Here is a 17,279-nt window from a genome sequence, read left to right on the forward strand (position 1 = left end):
TTACAGTTCGTGTCGTAGGCCGGGTAAGGCAGAGCCGCCACCCGGCACTTTCATTCATTCGACAAAAATATGCGGATAGAAGCGGGAAAGATCTTGAGTGATCAGCGCTCTGTCTTCGCGAATACCAATCCCGGCTGGCTGATCGTTAATCAGCCAACTGCCGATCAGCACGTAGCTATCGCCAAACTTCGGTAGCTGATGGAACTGCTGTACGATCATACCTTCTTCACCGTACGGGCCTTCCACCGATTCGATCGTTTTACCGTTTTCAACGATCGACACGTTAGCGCCTTCACGCGAGAAGATCGGTTTCACGACGAATTTTTCCATCTGTGGATAGTCGTCTTCGGCGAAATACGCAGGCAGCAGGTTCGGATGGTTCGGGAACATGTCCCACAGCAGTGGTAACAGCGCTTTGTTGGAGATGATGCTCTTCCAGGCCGGTTCCAGCCAGCGAACGCCGGCATCTTCCAGCTTGGTAGAGAACATCTCGCGCAGCATAAATTCCCACGGATAGAGCTTAAACAGGTTGGTAATCACCTGATCTTCTAAGTCCGTGAACTGACCTTTCTCACCGAGGCCGATATCTTCGACATAGAGGAATTCGGTGGCGATTTCCGCTTCGGCCGCGCAATCCTGCAAATACTGGATGGTCCCGCGATCTTCGACGGTGTCACGACAGCAGGTCAGGTGCAGTAGCTGAAAACCATACTGTTCGCGCAGCGCGGTGAAGCGTTCAATCAGCTTTTCCTGCAGGCTGTTGAACTGATCGCTGCCTTCCGGCAGGTTCCCGGCATTGAGCTGATCTTCTAACCAGATCCACTGGAAGAATGCAGCTTCGTACAGCGAGGTTGGCGTATCGGCGTTGTTTTCCAGCAGCTTAGGTTCACCGATGCCATCCCATGCCAGATCGAGGCGGGAATAGAGCGACGGCTGCTGAGTCAGCCATGACTGGCGGACAAACCCCCAGGTGTGTTTGGGAATACGAAACTTGGTCATCAGCTCGTCGCTGGCGATGACCTTTTCAACCACCTTGAGGCACATTTGGTGCAGTTCAGCGGTGACGTCTTCCAGCTTTTCGACCTGTGCAAGCGTGAGCTTGTAGTAGGCGTCTTCACACCAGTACGGTTCGCCGTACATGGTGTGAAAGTTAAAACCGTATTCGGTGGCTTTTTCGCGCCAGTCCGGGCGCTCAACAATACTGACTCTTTCCATGTGGATCAGCCGCCCATTGAACGCGTGGTGGTACCGCTGGCGCTACGTTGCATGGTGCTTTGTTTGGCGACAGATTCACCAAAGCCGCCGCGCGTGACGGTTGATGTGGTTGCCGGTTTCGGCGCCATGGCGGTTTTCGGTACGGTCATGGTACGGCCCGGCGTTGCTGCGCCGTAGTTTTTTCCGCCAGCATCGGTATATTTGCCGTAGGCCGGGCTGGCCGGATTTTTCGAGCTGAACAGCGGCTGCTGAGCTCCCATACCGCCGCCCATCATGCGGCCCATCATGTAGCCTGCCATCAGCGGCATCCAGAAGCTGCCGCTGCTTTGATTCTGCGCCTGAGCCTGGCCTTCACCCGTTGGTGCCATACCGGCCTGTGCAGGTGCCTGCTGGCACTGACCTTCGCCGAATTCAGCGATACAGTCTTCGCGGGTGGCGTACTTCGGCGCCGTGCGCTCAGCTTCTTTCAGCGCGTTGTTGAATGCGGTTGTACATTCAGCGCTTTTACCCGGATTCGCCGTCGAGCAGTCGTCCGCATTTTGGTAAAGCGATACTGTTTCGTCGCTCTGCTCACAGCCCGCCAGCATAATAACGGCGGTAACAGCCAGGGCAACAGGAGTCAGGTGGCGTGCGCTCCAGCTTTTGCGGAACGACGCGTGATGTATAGATTTTGTCCGTTTCATTTATGTCTTCCAGGACCCAGTGGTAAATACTGCTCAGAATAGAGGATGACTGGTCGAAATTGAAGCGGGAAGAGGCGAGAATGCGGAAGAAGGGGCGGATCTTTACGTTGTCTTACGTTCAGACGGGGCCGAAGCCCCGTCATCACCATCAGTTACGGAACGGATTGTTGCCGGTGCTGCTGGTTGAACGTGCTGCCGTCGGCTGAGCGACTGCCGCGTTGTTGCTCGCGGTATAGCCGTCTGCTGCAGCGTCTTGCTGTGTGTTTTCCGGCGCGACGGTGTCAGGCGCGGTCGGAATCGGTTTGCCCAGCGTATTGTTCAGCGCCACCAGATCCTGTTCGTTCAGCGTACCGAGCGCAGATTTGATGTTTAACTGGTTAATCAGATAGGTATAACGTGCGTTAGCCAACTGCTGTTTGGCGTTGTACAGCGTGGTGGTGGCATCCAACACATCCACGATGGTACGTGTACCAACGGAATAACCGGCTTCCATCGCGTCCAAAGAGCTTTGTGCAGAGACAACCGCTTGTTTGTACGCGTTAATGCTACTGATGGACGCATTAATGTTATTGAAGGATGAACGTACGGTCTGTACCACGCTGCGGTGCGCACTTTCCAGCTGTTCGCTCGCGCCCACAAAGTTGTACTGTGCTTGTTTCACCTGCGAGTTAACCATGCCACCCTGGTACAGCGGCAGCGAGAAATTCAGGCCAATTTTGTTCTGACCCATATTGCTGTCGTCATACTGGGTACCGGTTGCCGCGCGGGTTTTAGAGCCGTTGTAAGAGGTATCAGAAACACCGGTAGAGGCGGTTAAATCCAGCGTCGGCAGGTGACCGTCCTGCGCCAGACGAATTTGTTCACGCGCCAGGTCCTGGCTTAAACGCGCCTGCAGCAAGGTCAGGTTGCGATTTTCGGCTTCTTTCAGCAGTGCATTCACCGCCTGCGGCTTGTTGGTTTTAAAGCCGTCAACGTTCAACGAGGCCAGTTCCGGGTAGTAGTTGCCGGTAACCTGGCGCAGCTCTTCCACCGCGTTGTCCAGATCGTTACGCGCGGTAACTTCATTTGCCAGCACTGTATCGTATTGTGAACGGGCGTTCTGTACGTCAGTAATGGCGACCAGGCCGACGTTAAAACGCTGGGTAGTCTGATCCAACTGACGGTAAACTGCGTCTTTCTGTGCCTGGGTGTATGACAGCACATCAATCGCGTTCAATACTTTAAAATAGGCCGTGGCAGTATTCAGGATCAGCGTTTGCTGATCGGTCTGATAGGTTACATCCTGGATGCCCGCTGATTTTTCTTGCAGCGTCAGGGCACGCCATTTCGACATATCAAACAGAGACTGAGTCAGGGTTAACGAAGCAGAGGTGGCGTTGGAATTCACGCCGTTTGCATCACGGTAGCCATTGCTGTAGGTGTAATCGGCACCTAAGCCCAGCTGAGGCAGTAACGGACTACGCGCTTCGTTAATTTTTTCGAATGCAGCATCGCGATCGGCGGCGGATTTACGCAATTCCGGGTTGCTCAGGCGTGCTTGCTGATAAACCTGCATCAGGTTCTCTGCCTGGCTCAAAGTACTGAACCCCGACAGGCTCAGGCCGATAAGGATGGGGAGCAATTTCTTCATTTGCATTCCTTGTTGTGAAGCAGTATTTAGCGCTGATCAAATGGTAAAAATAATTGTTGATTCTAGCAGAATCCACCACTTCAAAAAGTTGGCGTTACGTGCCATACGGCGTTAATTTGCATCAATTTAACACAAGGGCGCCCAAACAGCAGTCAAACGACCTTGAAATTCACATTTTAATCACTATTGGTATCAGGACAGCACAATGCGTAAACCAGACAGCTTGCCAATGACTTTCACGAAAAATGATGTAGAAATTATTGCACGAGAAACGCTATACCGCGGTTTTTTTTCACTGGATCTTTATCGGTTCCGCCATCGCCTGTTTAACGGTGGAATGAGTGAGGAAGTCACGCGCGAAATTTTTGAGCGCGGACACGCGGCGGTCTTGCTACCCTTTGACCCTGAGCGGGACGAAGTTGTGCTGGTTGAGCAGATTCGTATTGCGGCATTTGATACCAGCGAAAGCCCGTGGCTGCTGGAAATGGTCGCCGGGATGATCGAAGAAGGTGAAACCGTTGAGGACGTTGCCCGCCGTGAAGCGATGGAAGAAGCCGGACTGGACGTAAAACGAACCAAACCTGTGCTGAGCTATCTGGCAAGCCCCGGCGGCACGAGCGAGCGCCTGTCCATTTTGGTCGGCGAAGTGGACGCCACGACCGCAAGCGGGATCCACGGTCTGGCGGATGAAAACGAAGATATTCGCGTTCATGTGGTAAGCCGGGAACAGGCTTATCAGTGGGTGGAAGAGGGAAAAATCGACAACGCGGCTTCTGTCATCGCCTTGCAATGGTTACAGCTGCACTATCAAGAGTTAAAAACTGAGTGGAAAAAATGAAGCGTTATACACCTGATTTCCCTGAAATGATGCGCCTGTGCGAAACCAACTTTTCGCAACTGCGCCGTCTGTTGCCGCGAAATGATGTGGTCGGCGAAACAGTGAGCTATCAGGTGGCAAACGCACAATATCGGTTAACGATTGTTGAATCGACCCGATACACTACGCTGGTTGCGATCGAACAGACGGCGCCTGCTGTCACTTACTGGAGCCTGCCATCGCTTACCGTCCGCCTGTATCATGATGCGAGGGTGGCTGAAGTGTGTTCAAGTCAGCAGATCTTTCGCTTCAAAGCGCGGTATGATTACCCAAATAAAAAGTTGCATCAACGCGACGAAAAGCATCAAATTAATCAGTTCCTGGCCGACTGGTTACGGTACTGTTTAGCACATGGAGCGATGGCGATTCCGGTTTATTAGCGTCGTGAAACCTAAGGACACCATTTGGAAAGCCTGTTAACCCTTCCTTTGGCTGGTGAGGCCAGAGTCAGGATCTTGCAAATTACAGACACTCACCTGTTTGCCGAAAAGCATGAAACGCTGCTGGGAGTGAACACCTGGGACAGCTATCAGTGCATATTGGACGCTATACATGCTGAGTCGACCGACTTCGATCTGATCGTGGCGACAGGCGATTTAGCGCAGGATCAATCCGCTGCGGCGTATCAGCATTTTGCTGAGGGTATCGCAAGCTTTCGTGCGCCTTGCGTCTGGTTACCTGGCAATCATGATTTTCAGCCAGCCATGTACAGCGCCCTGCAGGACGCCGGAATTTCGCCTGCGAAACGCGTCTTCATTGGTGAACAGTGGCAAATTTTGCTGCTCGATAGCCAGGTTTTTGGCGTTCCCCACGGAGAATTAAGTGAGTTCCAGCTTGAATGGCTGGAGCGAAAACTTGCCGATGCGCCTGAACGGAATACCTTGCTGCTTTTGCATCACCACCCACTGCCTTCGGGCTGTAGCTGGCTCGATCAGCACAGCCTGCGCAATGCTGCTGAGCTGGACAACGTGCTGGTGAACTATCCGCGCGTGAAGTATCTGCTGTGTGGGCATATTCATCAGGAGTTGGATCTCGACTGGAACGGTCGCCGCCTGCTGGCTACGCCGTCGACATGCGTGCAGTTCAAGCCGCATTGTGCCAACTTTACGTTAGATACCATTAGTCCCGGCTGGCGTACGCTGGAACTTTTTGCTGATGGTTCGCTGCACACTCAGGTGTGCCGTCTGCCGGGAATTCGGTTCCACCCTGATACCGCTTCAGAAGGCTACTGATGTCTACGCTTCTCTATCTACACGGATTTAATAGCTCTCCTCGCTCGGCGAAGGCGTGTCTGCTGAAAAGCTGGCTGGCAGAGCACCACCCGCACGTTGAGATGATCGTACCGCAGCTGCCACCGTATCCTGCCCAAGCGGCAGAGATGCTGGAATCAATAGTCCTTGAGCATGGCGGAGAGTCGCTGGGGATTGTTGGCTCCTCTTTAGGGGGTTATTACGCCACCTGGCTGTCGCAATGTTTTATGTTGCCTGCGGTGGTGGTGAACCCTGCGGTGCGGCCTTACGAACTGCTGGTCGACTACCTTGGCCAAAACGAGAACCCCTACACGGGCCAGCAATATGTGCTAGAGTCTCGCCATATTTACGATCTTAAAGTCATGCAGATTGACCCGCTGGAGGCGCCGGATTTGCTCTGGCTGCTACAACAAACGGGCGATGAAGTGTTGGACTACCGCCAGGCGGTGGCGTATTACGCCTCCTGCCGTCAAACTGTTATTGAGGGCGGAAACCACGCATTCACAGGCTTCGAAGATTATTTCAACCAGATTGTCGATTTCCTTGGACTGCACAGTTTTTGACGATCAATTCGAATTGCTAATTTAAACCATGACGCAAACTTATAACGCTGATGCCATTGAGGTACTCACTGGGCTTGAGCCGGTTCGCCGCCGCCCGGGGATGTACACAGATACGACTCGTCCTAACCATATGGGGCAGGAAGTTATTGATAACAGTGTGGATGAAGCGCTGGCCGGGCACGCGAAACGTGTCGAGGTTATCCTTCATGCCGATCAATCACTGGAAGTCATTGATGACGGACGTGGCATGCCCGTCGATATCCACCCGGAAGAGGGCGTCCCGGCCATTGAATTGATCCTTTGCCGTTTGCACGCAGGGGGTAAGTTTTCTAACAAAAACTACCAGTTCTCCGGTGGCCTGCACGGCGTGGGGATTTCGGTGGTTAACGCCTTGTCAAAACGTGTTGAAGTGGCCGTTCGTCGTGATGGTCAGATTCACAGTATCGCCTTTGAACACGGTGAAAAGGTCGAAGACCTGCACGTTTCCGGCACCTGTGGAAAGCGCAATACCGGGACCAGCGTGCACTTCTGGCCGGATGAAAGCTTCTTTGACAGCCCACGTTTCTCCGCTTCTCGCCTGAGCCATCTGCTGAAAGCCAAAGCGGTACTCTGCCCGGGCGTGGAGATCATCTTCAAGGATAAGGTCAACGATACCGAACAGACCTGGCGCTACGCCGATGGCCTGACCGACTACCTGAGCGAAGCGGTGAACGGCCTGCCGTTGCTGCCGGAAAAACCCTTTGTCGGGATGTTCTCCGGTGATACGGAAGCGGTGGACTGGGCGCTGCTGTGGCTGCCGGAAGGCGGTGAACTGCTGACCGAAAGCTACGTTAACCTGATCCCAACCATGCAGGGCGGGACGCACGTCAATGGCCTGCGTCAGGGTCTGCTGGATGCGATGCGTGAATTCTGTGAATACCGCAATATCCTGCCGCGTGGCGTGAAGCTGTCGGCGGAGGATATCTGGGATCGCTGCGCTTACGTGCTGTCCGTGAAGATGCAGGATCCACAGTTTGCCGGCCAGACCAAAGAGCGTCTCTCTTCGCGCCAGTGCGCGGCGTTCGTTTCTGGGGTGGTAAAAGATGCCTTTAGCCTGTGGCTGAACCAGAACGTGCAGTCAGCAGAGCTGCTGGCGGAAATGGCGATTTCCAGCGCTCAGCGTCGTCTGCGTGCAGCGAAAAAAGTGGTGCGTAAAAAACTCACCAGCGGTCCGGCACTGCCGGGTAAGCTGGCGGACTGCACCGCACAGGATCTTAACCGCACCGAGCTGTTCCTGGTGGAAGGTGACTCGGCGGGCGGATCGGCCAAGCAGGCGCGCGATCGTGAGTATCAGGCGATCATGCCGCTGAAGGGTAAGATCCTGAACACCTGGGAAGTCTCTTCTGATGAAGTGCTGGCCTCCCAGGAAGTTCACGATATCTCGGTAGCGATCGGTATCGATCCGGACAGCGACGATCTCAGCCAGTTGCGCTACGGCAAGGTGTGTATCCTCGCGGATGCGGACTCCGATGGTCTGCACATTGCTACGCTGCTGTGCGCATTGTTTGTGAAGCACTTCCGCACGTTGGTCAAACACGGACACGTCTACGTGGCGCTGCCGCCGTTGTACCGTATCGACCTCGGGAAAGAGGTGTATTACGCGCTCACGGAAGAAGAGAAAGCGGGCGTACTGGAGCAGCTGAAGCGTAAGAAAGGCAAGCCGAACGTCCAGCGCTTTAAAGGTCTGGGTGAAATGAACCCGATGCAGCTGCGCGAAACCACGCTGGATCCAAATACCCGTCGCCTGGTGCAGCTCATCATTGATGATGAAGACGATCAGCGCACCAACGCCATGATGGATATGCTGCTGGCGAAGAAGCGCTCAGAAGATCGCCGTAACTGGCTGCAGGAGAAAGGCGACCTGGCGGATCTCGAAGGGTAAGCATGATGTTGTGAATGCCGGATAGCGCTTCGCTTATCCGGCCTACATTCGCATTGTGCCCGTAGGCCTGATAAGACGCGTTAGCGTCGCCATCAGGCGTTACGGCTTATGCCGCTTCCTGTACTGTAACGGCGTCTCGCCAATGCCTTTTCCGAAGGCGCTGATAAAATAAGTCACATCAGAAAACCCCACTTTTTGCGCAATCTCTCTGACGCTTGCCTCACTGTGTAACAGCGCCTCGCAGGCTTTTCTCAACCTCAGCGTGTTGAGATACCCGAGGATGCTCTCGCCTGTTTCTACCTGAAAACGCCGAGAAACATAACTTTTTGATTTTCCTAACGCTTGTGCCAGCGTCACCAGGCTAAATTTATGCATGTAGTGCTCATCAAGCCAGAACATCACCTGGCTGGCCATCCCCGTATCACTATCATGCATATTGACGTTATCTTCGGGTAACAGGCTGAATAAATTCAATAACAGGCAGGCAACGTGCTCAGTGTTAAGCGGTTTCTGCGCGGCCAGTTTTGCATAGCGGCTGAACAGAAAATCAATGTGCGTATGGACGTCTGCGGCGTCGATGACCCACGCCTCGCTCCCGCGTACACTCAGGTGTTGTAGACGCTGTTGATGAAGTGGAAAGTCGCGTAACACCTTCAGCACTGCGTGCTGATCGAGATGAATAATGGTCCGCCGATAACGGTCCCGCACCTGCTCGTCGACAAAAATTTTATGCAGCGTAAACGGCGGGAAAAAGAACATCCGCCCTGGACGCATGGTGTATTGCTTATGATCGACCGTCACCACGCCAAACCCTTCTTCCACGTACAACACTTCCAGACACTGATGCCAATGGTGATAACGAACCGTATTGGCAAATAAACGACTGAACGACACCACCGCGTCGTTGAGGGCAATCAGCTCCAGGTACACTTGAGGGGAAGATAAGTTCATAGTGCAATAAATTTAAACTTTTGCCGGCGAATTCCTGTTTATAAACCCTATTTTTAAATTTCTTCAATCACTGTTTTATTTTAATGTTTGTGGTGTGATTGAAGTAACATTTCTGCTTGTCTGCCATTCACTATTCTTTAGCCACTTAATTCAGAGGGGCAGAGTATGTGGTCGGCAACTGAAGAAAAATCAAATCCATTGTCATCCCGCGAAGACGTTACGCGTGCCGTTAATACCCTTTTACGGGCACTCGACAAGCAATTCCCAGCGGGACAGGCTCAGTTTTCTCTCGGTGATACCTGCGCGCATTACAGCGTGGATATTGCCTGCATGGAAGGGCTTTCCCGAGCGCTGTGGGGGCTATTTCCGCTGATGGCCGGCGGGGCGGATGTGCCGTTTGCCGACAAATATATTCAGGCGATAAAACTCGGCACCGATCCCCACAGCTCGCACTATTGGGGGGACACCGGTCCTTACGATCAGCGTCTGGTCGAGATGGCGGCGTATGGTCTGGGCCTGGCGTTATTGCAGACGCGTTTAACCGGGATGTTCAGCGCAACGGAGCAGGACAATCTGCACCGCTGGCTGAATCAAATTACCGATGCTCAGATGCCGGACAGCAACTGGAACTATTTCGCCATTATCGTGCAGCTTGGCTTTAAACGTGCAGGATTACCGTTTGACCAACAGGCTATCGATCGGCGATTTGAGATGATGGACGCCTACTACCTCGGCGATGGCTGGTATTCCGACGGTCCCGGGCGACCTAAAGATTATTACATCTCCATGGCCTTTCATTTTTATGGCCTGCTGTATGCCACCCTCAGCCCGGAGGACACCCGTCGCGCCGCTACCTTGCGTGAACGTTCCCGGCTGTTTGCCGCGGATTTTATCTTTATGTCTGCCGCCGACGGGGCATCGGTGCCGTTTGGTCGCAGCCTGACCTACCGCTTTGCCATGGTCGCCTTCTGGAGTGCGGTGGCCTTTGCTGAACTGGATGTGTTCTCACCCGGGGTTATCAAAGGGGTGATCCTGCGCCATCTGCGCTGGTGGCAACAGCAGCCGATTTTTGATCGAGACGGCATCCTGACGTTGGGCTTTGCCTATCCAAACCTGGCAATGTGTGAAGACTACAATTCGCCGGGATCGCCGTACTGGGCACTGAAAGTCTTTTTGATCCTCGCGTTACCGGACGATCACGCGTTCTGGCAGGCTGAAGAGTTGCCGCTCCCGGTGCTTGACGAAAAACGGGTGATTGCCCATGCCGGGCAGATCCTGCAACACAGCGAAGATTCTGCGCATGTCACGATGCTGGCGTCAGGCCAGCTTGAGCTGAACAACTATGTGAATACCGAGGCCAAGTACACCAAATTTGCCTACTCCAGCCGTTTTGGCTTCACCATTGAGCGCGGGCGCTACGGCATCAAACATGCGACGTGCGATTCCATGCTGCTGCTGGCAGATGGCGATAATTACTTCCGTGGACGTCGTCAGTGCGATGACGTTCGCGTTGATGAAAATTATCTCTGGTCCCGTTGGTCGCCGTGGCATGACGTCAGTATTGAGACCTGGCTGGTGCCGTTTGGCGAGTGGCATATTCGTTTGCACCGCATTCACAGTGCGAGAACGCTGCAAACGGTAGAAGGGGGCTTTGCAGTGATGAAGACAGAGCCGCAGCTCAGCGCACGGGGATGTCTGCTGGCAGCGCGTAACGGGACCAGTGCGATTGTGGATCTGTCGCCTGTCATCATCCGCCAGCCGGACAGTGTGGTCACGCCGCCTAACAGCAGCATTATGTTTGCCGAGTGCGCGGCTATTCCGACGCTGACCACCGAGATCCTGCCGGGCGAGAGCTGGCTGTGCTGCGCCGTGAATGCCAGCGGCAAGCAAAAAAACGTGCTCACGGTCCCACTGCTGCAAATTAACCGTAACCAGGTCGTTATTCGCGAACCTGACGGTGCACGTCAGTTGTCGTTCTTTTTATAGCGAGGATGGTATGAAAAAGAGTTCAGCGAGTAACAGAACAGAATATTATAAAATTAGTAGCTTTATTTTTCTTTATTTCTTTACCTGGTCGGCCAGTATTGGTTTGCTGGCCATTTGGTTGGGGCAGAAAGCGCAGTTAAGTGGGACGGTTATCGGTACCGTATTTGCTGTGAACGGTATTTTCTCGGTGATACTGAAGCCGATTTATGGCTATATCCTCGACAGAATCGGTATGAGTAAATACCTGCTCTATTTTGTCGTGATTATGTCGGCATTAATGGCACCGTTTTTTATTTATGTATATCAGCCGCTATTAATCTCCAATACCCTGCTGGGTATTATTGTCGGCGCAATTTACTTAAGCTTTGCGTGGTACGCCGGTGTGGCCGCCTGCGAATCCTATTCTGACCGCTACAGTCGTTTAAACGGCATGGAGTTTGGGCAAATCCGCATGTGGGGATCGCTCGGTTGGGCAGTCGCGTCGTCGTTCTCGGGGCTGCTGTTTAACCTCTCTCCGGCGTATAACTTTATGTTAGGTAGCGTGGCGTCGGTGGTAATGCTGATTGTCCTGCTAAGCCTGAAAGTGAACGTAAATTCAGCCAATGCCTCAGAGGTACTGACCAAAGATAAAATCTCTCCTGCGGATGTTTACGCGCTGCTGCGTAACCGCAAATTTTGGGCGTTTTGCCTGTATGTCGCAGGCGTGGCGTGGATGATGTTTATCGCCGAACAGCAATTCTCGCGTTATTTTGTCACCTTCTTTGCTGATGTTCATAAAGGCAATGCGGTATTCGGATATCTGGGCACCGTGCAGTCAGGTATGGAATTTATCATGTATATGGTGATCCCGCTGTTCGTTAACTACATCGGCGCGAAGCGAGGATTGCTGATTGTCGGGGCACTGGTCGGCGCGCGTCTGGTTATCTCCGGACTGTGCGACTCGCATCTGTTAATTTCAGTGCTAAAACCGTTGTATGGCCTGGAAATCTGTTTATTGCTGGTTTCTGTCTTTAAATACATTGCCGAACATTTTGATAAACGCGTCAACGCAACCATGTATTTACTGGGTTATCAGGCGATGCTGTATGTTGGCAACGTGGTGGTGTCTTCACCTGCCGGATTAATGTATGACCGAATTGGTTTTGAAAAGACCTATATCATTATGGGTATTATTGCGCTGACCTTTACGCTGATTTCGGCATTTACGTTATCCGCCTGCCAAAGTAAACGTCGCAATAATACCGCGCTCGATATCGCCGAAAATAACGCGACAAGATAATCTACGTAATAAGGAACCAAAATATGTTAAAGCATATCGTTGAGGAAACGTTGCGCGCTTTTCCTGGTAGCCCGCTTAATACCGCAGCCTTTCAGGAACAAATGAATGGCGCCAGGGAACATGTCCTCGAGCTGCTTAGCCGTCATTTAACGGAATTCGGTGAATACTTTCCTGCCGAAACCTGCGTCAACGGTTATTACCCGCTGACGGATAATGTGGAGTGGACCACCAGTTTCTGGATTGGGCAACTGTGGCTGGCGTGGGAAATGAGCGGTGAAGCGACATTTCGTGAAATGGCCGAAAAGCACGTGCGCTCATTTGGTTTGCGTATTGCCGGGCGTCATGACACCAACACCCACGACCTGGGCTTCCTGTACACGCTCTCCTGTGTGGCGGCCTGGCGGTTGACGGGCAATCGCGATGCGCGCGGTTTTTCGCTGATGGCGGCAGAAGCGCTGCTCGAACGTTTTCACGAGAAGGCGCAGATCATTCAGGCATGGGGCGATCTCCGCGATCCCGATCAGGCCGGTCGGATGATCATTGACTGCAATATGAACCTGCCGCTGCTGTACTGGGCCAGTGAACAGACGGGCGATCCGCGCTTTGCCAATGCGGCAAAAGCGCACGTGGCGCAGGCGGCGAAATATCTGATCCGTGAAGATGCCTCGACGTTCCATACCTACTACATGGACGTGCAAACCGGCGCGCCGCGCTACGGTAATACCCAGCAGGGTTACGCTGATGATTCATGCTGGTCGCGTGGGCAGGCGTGGGGGATTTATGGTTTTCTGTTGAGCTATATCTATACCGGCGATCGCGAGATGGTGCAGCTGTCGAAAAAACTGGCCAACTACTTTCTCAATCGCCTGCCGGATGATGCCGTTTGTCACTGGGATCTGGCGCTGGTGGGCACCGATGCGCTGCGTGATTCTTCTTCGGCGGGCATTGCGGTATGTGGCCTGCTGGAGTTGATTAAACACCTGCCGGTGACCGATCCAGATCGTGAACGTTATCAACAGTGGGCGATGGGGATCATGTCATCGCTGACGCAGCATTATCTGATGGGCAAAGATGAGAAGGGCAACGGGCTACTGAAACACTCGGTTTACCATCTTGCGAGCAATAAAGGGGTCGATGAGTGCGCAAGCTGGGGAGATTACTTTTACGTTGAGGCGTTAACCCGTTTTACGCAGTGCTGGAAGTTGTACTGGTAAGTTTATTGGCCCGGTTGCACTGTGCTTACCGGGCTTACAGATCGTGTGTAAACCGGATACGTCGCGGGCGACGTCATCCGGTACATCAACAACCTTAAATACCTGATTCCAGAATACGAATGCTCATGTCCAGCACATCACCTTTCACGGCTTCGCTGTAAGCTTTCATATGCGGGGTTTGCAAATGCGCTTCAAGGTGCGCAATGCTTTCCCACTGTTCAATCATCACGATTGAATCCGGCGCTGTGGTCTGAAAACTCACACCCGCGGCGTGATCGACCATCGGCGCGTAGCCATGACAGCCTTCTTCCTTCAGGACGGTTGGAACGATTTTAGCAAACTGATCCAGCACCGCCTGGCGGTGGTGTTGACCTGGACGTGTACGGATTTCTGCAATAACGGTAAGCATGGTTAACTCCTTCTAATTCCAGGTAACTAGTTAACCAAAAATCTCGGTCAGATGCTTGCGATATTCTGCGATATAACGCGGGACATCCGGCATTTTAATCACATCATTGGTGATAAAAGTCGGCAGCGCTTCCATACCTAAAAACTGGTTTGCTTTATGGAACGGCAGATAAACGCCATCAACGCCGACGCCGTGGAAGAACTGATCTTTGTCAGTAAAGGCTTCCATCGGTGCATTCCAGGTCAGGGACAACATGTATTTTTTGCCTTGAATCAGGCCGCCAGAACCGTATTTTTTATTGGCATCAGAACGTGTGCGACCATCGCTGGCGTACAGCGTACCGTGCCCTGCAGTGAACACATCATCGATGTATTTTTTCACTGTCCACGGTGCACCCATCCACCAGCCCGGCATTTGCCAAATAACGGCGTCAGCCCAGACAAAGTTCTGCACTTCTGTTTGTACGTCGTAATCGCTGTCTGCGCGCACGACTCTAACATCATGTCCGAGGTCGCGCAGGATACCGTCCGCGACCTCGGTCAGGGTGTCATTCAACTGACCATTGGAATGGCCGAATTTTTTAGCGCCATTGATAATCAGAATGTTGCTCATGTTGTGTCCTCAAAGAATTACGTTTGAGAACGATTTTACGCCGATGATCGGTGCGGTGAAATTAGCAAAATGTGCAAAGTCTTTTGCTGGTAGCGCAATAATTCAACGCTACCAGCTGATTTTGGCTTCAAATCCACCTTCCGCGGCGTTGGCGAATGACACGGACATACCGTGCAACGTCGCAATACGCCGGACGATCGACAGGCCCAGCCCACTGCCGGTCGCGTTTTGTCCCGGTGGACGATAGAAACGCTCACCAATGTGCAGTAATACCTCTGGCGCAACGCCCGGACCGTTATCTTTGACGCTGAAACAGTGGTTATTGAGCGTCACGTCCACGACACTACCCTGCGGGCTGTAGCGGATTGCATTATCCAGCAGATTGCGGACCATCAGGCTAAGCAACAGCGGTTGTCCGGTGCGTTTAACGTCGTGAGCGTTAATCTGCAAGCGCACGTCGATGTGGGCCTGCTGTGCCGGGTGGTAGATATCCATGACGGCGGATTGCAGTAACTCTTCGAGTGAGATATCGGCGACATCCTGAAGATTGTTGAGCGAATCAAGACGCGAAAGCGTCAGCAGCTGATCGACCAGGCGAGTGGCGCGGTCAATTCCCGTCTGCATCTGCATTAGCGCTTTTTGTCGTGACTGCGGGTCATCGTCAGACAGTTGCGCCACTTCGGTTTGAACCTTGAGCGCCGTCAGTGGGCTACGCAGTTCGTGCGCGGCATCTGAGGTAAAGCGCCGCTCGCGTACCATGGTGGTGTGAATACGGGTAAACAGCTGATTGAGCGACTCAACCAGTGGGCGAACCTCGCCGGGAATGCCTTTCAGACTCAGTGGTTCTTCAGATTCCGGATCGCGCAAACGTAAAGCCTGCGCCAGCTTTTTCAGCGGCTTAAGTTCAAGACTTAACAGTACAATCAGGATCAGCAGCATCAACGGCAGGGCGACCAGCCACGGCACCAGCTGGGCCGTCACAATCGCCAGCGCCATATCTTCGCGGTATTCCCACTCCTGACCGACCACGACCCGGTACTTTTTATCTGCTGAAGTCAGCCAGATAAAGCGCCATTTATCGTTGTCACCGTTCAGATAGCCGTCGTCAAACCCTTCCCGGCGATAGCTATAGGGAATGTACTGACCATTGTCGCCGTCGTGCAGAACCATTTTTCCGTCCGGGGTGTAGACCGCAAAGGTCAGCACATCGTCGTCAATATGGCCGTGTTTGAATTTCTTTGGCGTTTGGGCAAAGCGCTCAGAGGCTTTTAGTTCGTCAAGATCCAGCGTGACCAGCCGTTTGGCAAACAGCATCAGCTGTGTGTCAAACATCTCGTCGACGTTATCGGTGGTTTGCTTCCAGGCGACAAAACTGGAAATCAGCCAGGTCACCAGCACCAAAATGGTGAAGATAAGCGTTAGCCTGACGCGCAGGCTGAGGCGTTGTGTGAATTTCATGCATCACCCAGGGTGTAACCAATACCGTGCACGGTGCGGATAAAATCACTGCCGAGCTTACGGCGTAAGTGATGGACGTGCACTTCAACCGCATTGCTGGAGACGTTTTCGTCCCAGTTATACAGTTTTTCTTCAATGTGTTTACGGGGCAGGACGCGCCCTTTATTACGCATCAGCAGTTCCAACAGTGCGAACTCCTTCGGCTTGAGCGACAATGGCTCGCCTGCGAACGTGGCGACCAGTGCGCCGGGATTAAGCGTCACCTGACCGTGGCGTAGTTCGCTGGTAGCCTGACCGCTGGCGCGACGTACCAGCGCTTCCAGTCGGGCGGCCACTTCAATCAGTGCAAAGGGTTTACACAGGTAGTCATCCGCACCGAGGCGCAGACCTTCCACGCGTTCTGCCAGCGCGTCGCGGGCCGTTAAAATCAGCACCGGCTCCTGTTTTCCTTTTGTGCGCCATTCGCGCAGGATATCGCGGCCGTCAATACCCGGCAGCGTCAGGTCGAGGATCACCGCGTCATAAGGCGCACTGTAAAGCGCCTCTTTACCCTGACGACCTTCGGTAAACCAGTCGATGGTGAACCCCATTTTACTCAGGCCCGTTTTCAGACCGTCGCCAATCAACGCGTCATCTTCTACCAGTAAAATACGCATATGTTCTTCCCTGCGCTCACTCAGTTGGCTGCCAGTAAACCTTGTGTCAACCGGGGATGTACAGCAAAAAAAGAATCTTTTTTTGCCTTAAGAAGTTGTTAAGGATTAACTTATTAAATAGTCGTGAAACAACATGATAAGGGAGACATGAAGATGAAAAAATTAGCTGCAATGGTTGCCGTGATGGCACTGTGTTCCGCACCTGTTCTGGCAGCGCAGCAGGGCGGATTCTCTGGCCCAACGGCGACGCAAAGCCAGGCGGGCGGATTTATGGGTCCGAATGGCAGCAGCACGACGGTAGAAAGCGCAAAATCGCTGCGTGATGATACCTGGGTCACGCTGCGCGGTAACATCGTTGAGCGTATCTCCGACGATCTGTACCTGTTTAAAGATGCTTCTGGCACGGTGAACGTGGATATCGACCACAAGCGCTGGAACGGTTTAACCGTCACGCCGCAGGATGTCGTAGAAATCCAGGGCGAAGTGGATAAAGACTGGAACTCCGTTGAAATCGACGTAAAACAGATTACCAAAGTCACCAAATAATCCCCATCAGGGCCGCGTTCGCGGCCCTT

General features: G+C 53.1%; 17 protein-coding genes. 9 read left to right on the forward strand and 8 right to left on the reverse strand.

Annotation, left to right across the window (positions count from 1 at the left end):
* Positions 1-54: 54 nt before the first annotated feature.
* From FDW95_RS17845 to tolC, 3 genes are all read right to left on the reverse strand, one after another.
* Entirely contained in the window at positions 55-1,215 is a 1,161-nt protein-coding gene (locus tag FDW95_RS17845) for a glutathionylspermidine synthase family protein (RefSeq protein WP_137363568.1), read from the reverse strand.
* Between the two features lie 5 nt (positions 1,216-1,220).
* Positions 1,221-1,898, reverse strand: coding sequence for a DUF1190 family protein (locus FDW95_RS17850; protein ID WP_115257469.1), 678 nt, complete (start codon positions 1,896-1,898; stop codon positions 1,221-1,223).
* A 148-nt stretch (positions 1,899-2,046) separates the two neighbouring features.
* Positions 2,047-3,534 (reverse strand): outer membrane channel protein TolC, encoded by a 1,488-nt coding sequence (gene tolC, locus FDW95_RS17855; protein ID WP_115257470.1) that lies wholly within the window; start codon positions 3,532-3,534, stop codon positions 2,047-2,049.
* A gap of 199 nt (positions 3,535-3,733) precedes the next feature.
* On the opposite strand from tolC, the gene nudF reads away from it, so the two are divergent.
* From nudF to parE, 5 genes are read left to right on the forward strand one after another with little or no spacing between them, the layout of a single operon-like run.
* Positions 3,734-4,366 (forward strand): ADP-ribose diphosphatase, encoded by a 633-nt coding sequence (gene nudF / locus FDW95_RS17860; RefSeq protein ID WP_096755644.1) that lies wholly within the window; start codon positions 3,734-3,736, stop codon positions 4,364-4,366.
* Positions 4,363-4,785 (forward strand): DUF1249 family protein, encoded by a 423-nt coding sequence (locus FDW95_RS17865; RefSeq protein ID WP_096755645.1) that lies wholly within the window; start codon positions 4,363-4,365, stop codon positions 4,783-4,785. The genes nudF and FDW95_RS17865 overlap by 4 nt, the downstream gene beginning before the upstream one ends.
* Before the next feature lie 24 nt (positions 4,786-4,809).
* Positions 4,810-5,637 carry a 3',5'-cyclic-AMP phosphodiesterase gene (gene cpdA / locus FDW95_RS17870; protein WP_115257471.1) on the forward strand — a complete coding sequence of 276 codons (828 nt, stop codon included), beginning with the start codon at positions 4,810-4,812 and terminating at the stop codon, positions 5,635-5,637.
* The gene (gene yqiA, locus FDW95_RS17875) at positions 5,637-6,218 is read left to right on the forward strand and encodes an esterase YqiA (protein WP_115257472.1); all 582 of its coding nucleotides are present in this window, start codon (positions 5,637-5,639) and stop codon (positions 6,216-6,218) included. The genes cpdA and yqiA overlap by 1 nt, the downstream gene beginning before the upstream one ends.
* 28 nt (positions 6,219-6,246) lie before the next feature.
* The gene (gene parE / locus FDW95_RS17880) at positions 6,247-8,139 is read left to right on the forward strand and encodes a DNA topoisomerase IV subunit B (RefSeq protein ID WP_115257473.1); all 1,893 of its coding nucleotides are present in this window, start codon (positions 6,247-6,249) and stop codon (positions 8,137-8,139) included.
* A gap of 99 nt (positions 8,140-8,238) precedes the next feature.
* Here the strand turns inward: parE and FDW95_RS17885 are convergent, their stop codons facing one another.
* Positions 8,239-9,090, reverse strand: coding sequence for an AraC family transcriptional regulator (locus tag FDW95_RS17885; protein ID WP_115257474.1), 852 nt, complete (start codon positions 9,088-9,090; stop codon positions 8,239-8,241).
* A 165-nt stretch (positions 9,091-9,255) separates the two neighbouring features.
* On the opposite strand from FDW95_RS17885, the gene FDW95_RS17890 reads away from it, so the two are divergent.
* Genes FDW95_RS17890 through FDW95_RS17900 form a run of 3 tightly spaced genes read left to right on the forward strand, consistent with a single transcriptional unit; the run spans position 9,256 to position 13,569 of the window.
* On the forward strand, positions 9,256-11,076 hold the full coding sequence (locus tag FDW95_RS17890) for a DUF2264 domain-containing protein (protein ID WP_115257475.1): 1,821 nt from the start codon (positions 9,256-9,258) through the stop codon (positions 11,074-11,076).
* A gap of 10 nt (positions 11,077-11,086) precedes the next feature.
* Positions 11,087-12,355 carry an oligosaccharide MFS transporter gene (locus FDW95_RS17895; protein ID WP_096755651.1) on the forward strand — a complete coding sequence of 423 codons (1,269 nt, stop codon included), beginning with the start codon at positions 11,087-11,089 and terminating at the stop codon, positions 12,353-12,355.
* A gap of 23 nt (positions 12,356-12,378) precedes the next feature.
* On the forward strand, positions 12,379-13,569 hold the full coding sequence (locus FDW95_RS17900) for a glycoside hydrolase family 88 protein (RefSeq protein WP_137363569.1): 1,191 nt from the start codon (positions 12,379-12,381) through the stop codon (positions 13,567-13,569).
* Positions 13,570-13,663: 94 nt separating this feature from the next.
* Here FDW95_RS17900 and FDW95_RS17905 read toward each other — a convergent pair whose 3' ends face one another.
* From FDW95_RS17905 to qseB, 4 genes are all read right to left on the reverse strand, one after another.
* The gene (locus FDW95_RS17905; protein WP_096755653.1) at positions 13,664-13,978 is read right to left on the reverse strand and encodes a putative quinol monooxygenase; all 315 of its coding nucleotides are present in this window, start codon (positions 13,976-13,978) and stop codon (positions 13,664-13,666) included.
* A gap of 30 nt (positions 13,979-14,008) precedes the next feature.
* Entirely contained in the window at positions 14,009-14,590 is a 582-nt protein-coding gene (locus tag FDW95_RS17910) for an NAD(P)H-dependent oxidoreductase (protein ID WP_115257477.1), read from the reverse strand.
* Between the two features lie 108 nt (positions 14,591-14,698).
* The gene (qseC, locus tag FDW95_RS17915; protein ID WP_115257478.1) at positions 14,699-16,048 is read right to left on the reverse strand and encodes a quorum sensing histidine kinase QseC; all 1,350 of its coding nucleotides are present in this window, start codon (positions 16,046-16,048) and stop codon (positions 14,699-14,701) included.
* Positions 16,045-16,704, reverse strand: a complete 660-nt coding sequence (gene qseB, locus FDW95_RS17920) for a quorum sensing response regulator transcription factor QseB (RefSeq protein WP_096755656.1) — start codon at positions 16,702-16,704, stop codon at positions 16,045-16,047. Before qseB ends, qseC begins: the two co-directional genes overlap by 4 nt.
* 153 nt (positions 16,705-16,857) lie before the next feature.
* Here qseB and FDW95_RS17925 point away from each other — a divergent pair, with 153 nt between their 5' ends.
* The gene (locus tag FDW95_RS17925; protein WP_115257479.1) at positions 16,858-17,250 is read left to right on the forward strand and encodes a YgiW/YdeI family stress tolerance OB fold protein; all 393 of its coding nucleotides are present in this window, start codon (positions 16,858-16,860) and stop codon (positions 17,248-17,250) included.
* Positions 17,251-17,279: the final 29 nt, after the last annotated feature.

Origin of the sequence: Citrobacter sp. wls718, assembly GCF_005280945.1 — a bacterium.
GTDB lineage: Bacteria > Pseudomonadota > Gammaproteobacteria > Enterobacterales > Enterobacteriaceae > Citrobacter > Citrobacter gillenii.

Excerpts from the sequence above, each read along its gene's own strand:
- FDW95_RS17845 (WP_137363568.1), bottom strand. The coding sequence starts at position 1,215 with ATGGAAAGAGTCAGTATTGTTGAGCGCCCGGACTGGCGCGAAAAAGCC.
- FDW95_RS17850 (WP_115257469.1), bottom strand. The coding sequence starts at position 1,898 with ATGAAACGGACAAAATCTATACATCACGCGTCGTTCCGCAAAAGCTGG.
- tolC (WP_115257470.1), bottom strand. The coding sequence starts at position 3,534 with ATGCAAATGAAGAAATTGCTCCCCATCCTTATCGGCCTGAGCCTGTCG.
- nudF (WP_096755644.1), top strand. The coding sequence starts at position 3,734 with ATGCGTAAACCAGACAGCTTGCCAATGACTTTCACGAAAAATGATGTA.
- FDW95_RS17865 (WP_096755645.1), top strand. The coding sequence starts at position 4,363 with ATGAAGCGTTATACACCTGATTTCCCTGAAATGATGCGCCTGTGCGAA.
- yqiA (WP_115257472.1), top strand. The coding sequence starts at position 5,637 with ATGTCTACGCTTCTCTATCTACACGGATTTAATAGCTCTCCTCGCTCG.
- parE (WP_115257473.1), top strand. The coding sequence starts at position 6,247 with ATGACGCAAACTTATAACGCTGATGCCATTGAGGTACTCACTGGGCTT.
- FDW95_RS17885 (WP_115257474.1), bottom strand. The coding sequence starts at position 9,090 with ATGAACTTATCTTCCCCTCAAGTGTACCTGGAGCTGATTGCCCTCAAC.
- FDW95_RS17890 (WP_115257475.1), top strand. The coding sequence starts at position 9,256 with ATGTGGTCGGCAACTGAAGAAAAATCAAATCCATTGTCATCCCGCGAA.
- FDW95_RS17895 (WP_096755651.1), top strand. The coding sequence starts at position 11,087 with ATGAAAAAGAGTTCAGCGAGTAACAGAACAGAATATTATAAAATTAGT.
- FDW95_RS17900 (WP_137363569.1), top strand. The coding sequence starts at position 12,379 with ATGTTAAAGCATATCGTTGAGGAAACGTTGCGCGCTTTTCCTGGTAGC.
- FDW95_RS17905 (WP_096755653.1), bottom strand. The coding sequence starts at position 13,978 with ATGCTTACCGTTATTGCAGAAATCCGTACACGTCCAGGTCAACACCAC.
- FDW95_RS17910 (WP_115257477.1), bottom strand. The coding sequence starts at position 14,590 with ATGAGCAACATTCTGATTATCAATGGCGCTAAAAAATTCGGCCATTCC.
- qseC (WP_115257478.1), bottom strand. The coding sequence starts at position 16,048 with ATGAAATTCACACAACGCCTCAGCCTGCGCGTCAGGCTAACGCTTATC.
- qseB (WP_096755656.1), bottom strand. The coding sequence starts at position 16,704 with ATGCGTATTTTACTGGTAGAAGATGACGCGTTGATTGGCGACGGTCTG.
- FDW95_RS17925 (WP_115257479.1), top strand. The coding sequence starts at position 16,858 with ATGAAAAAATTAGCTGCAATGGTTGCCGTGATGGCACTGTGTTCCGCA.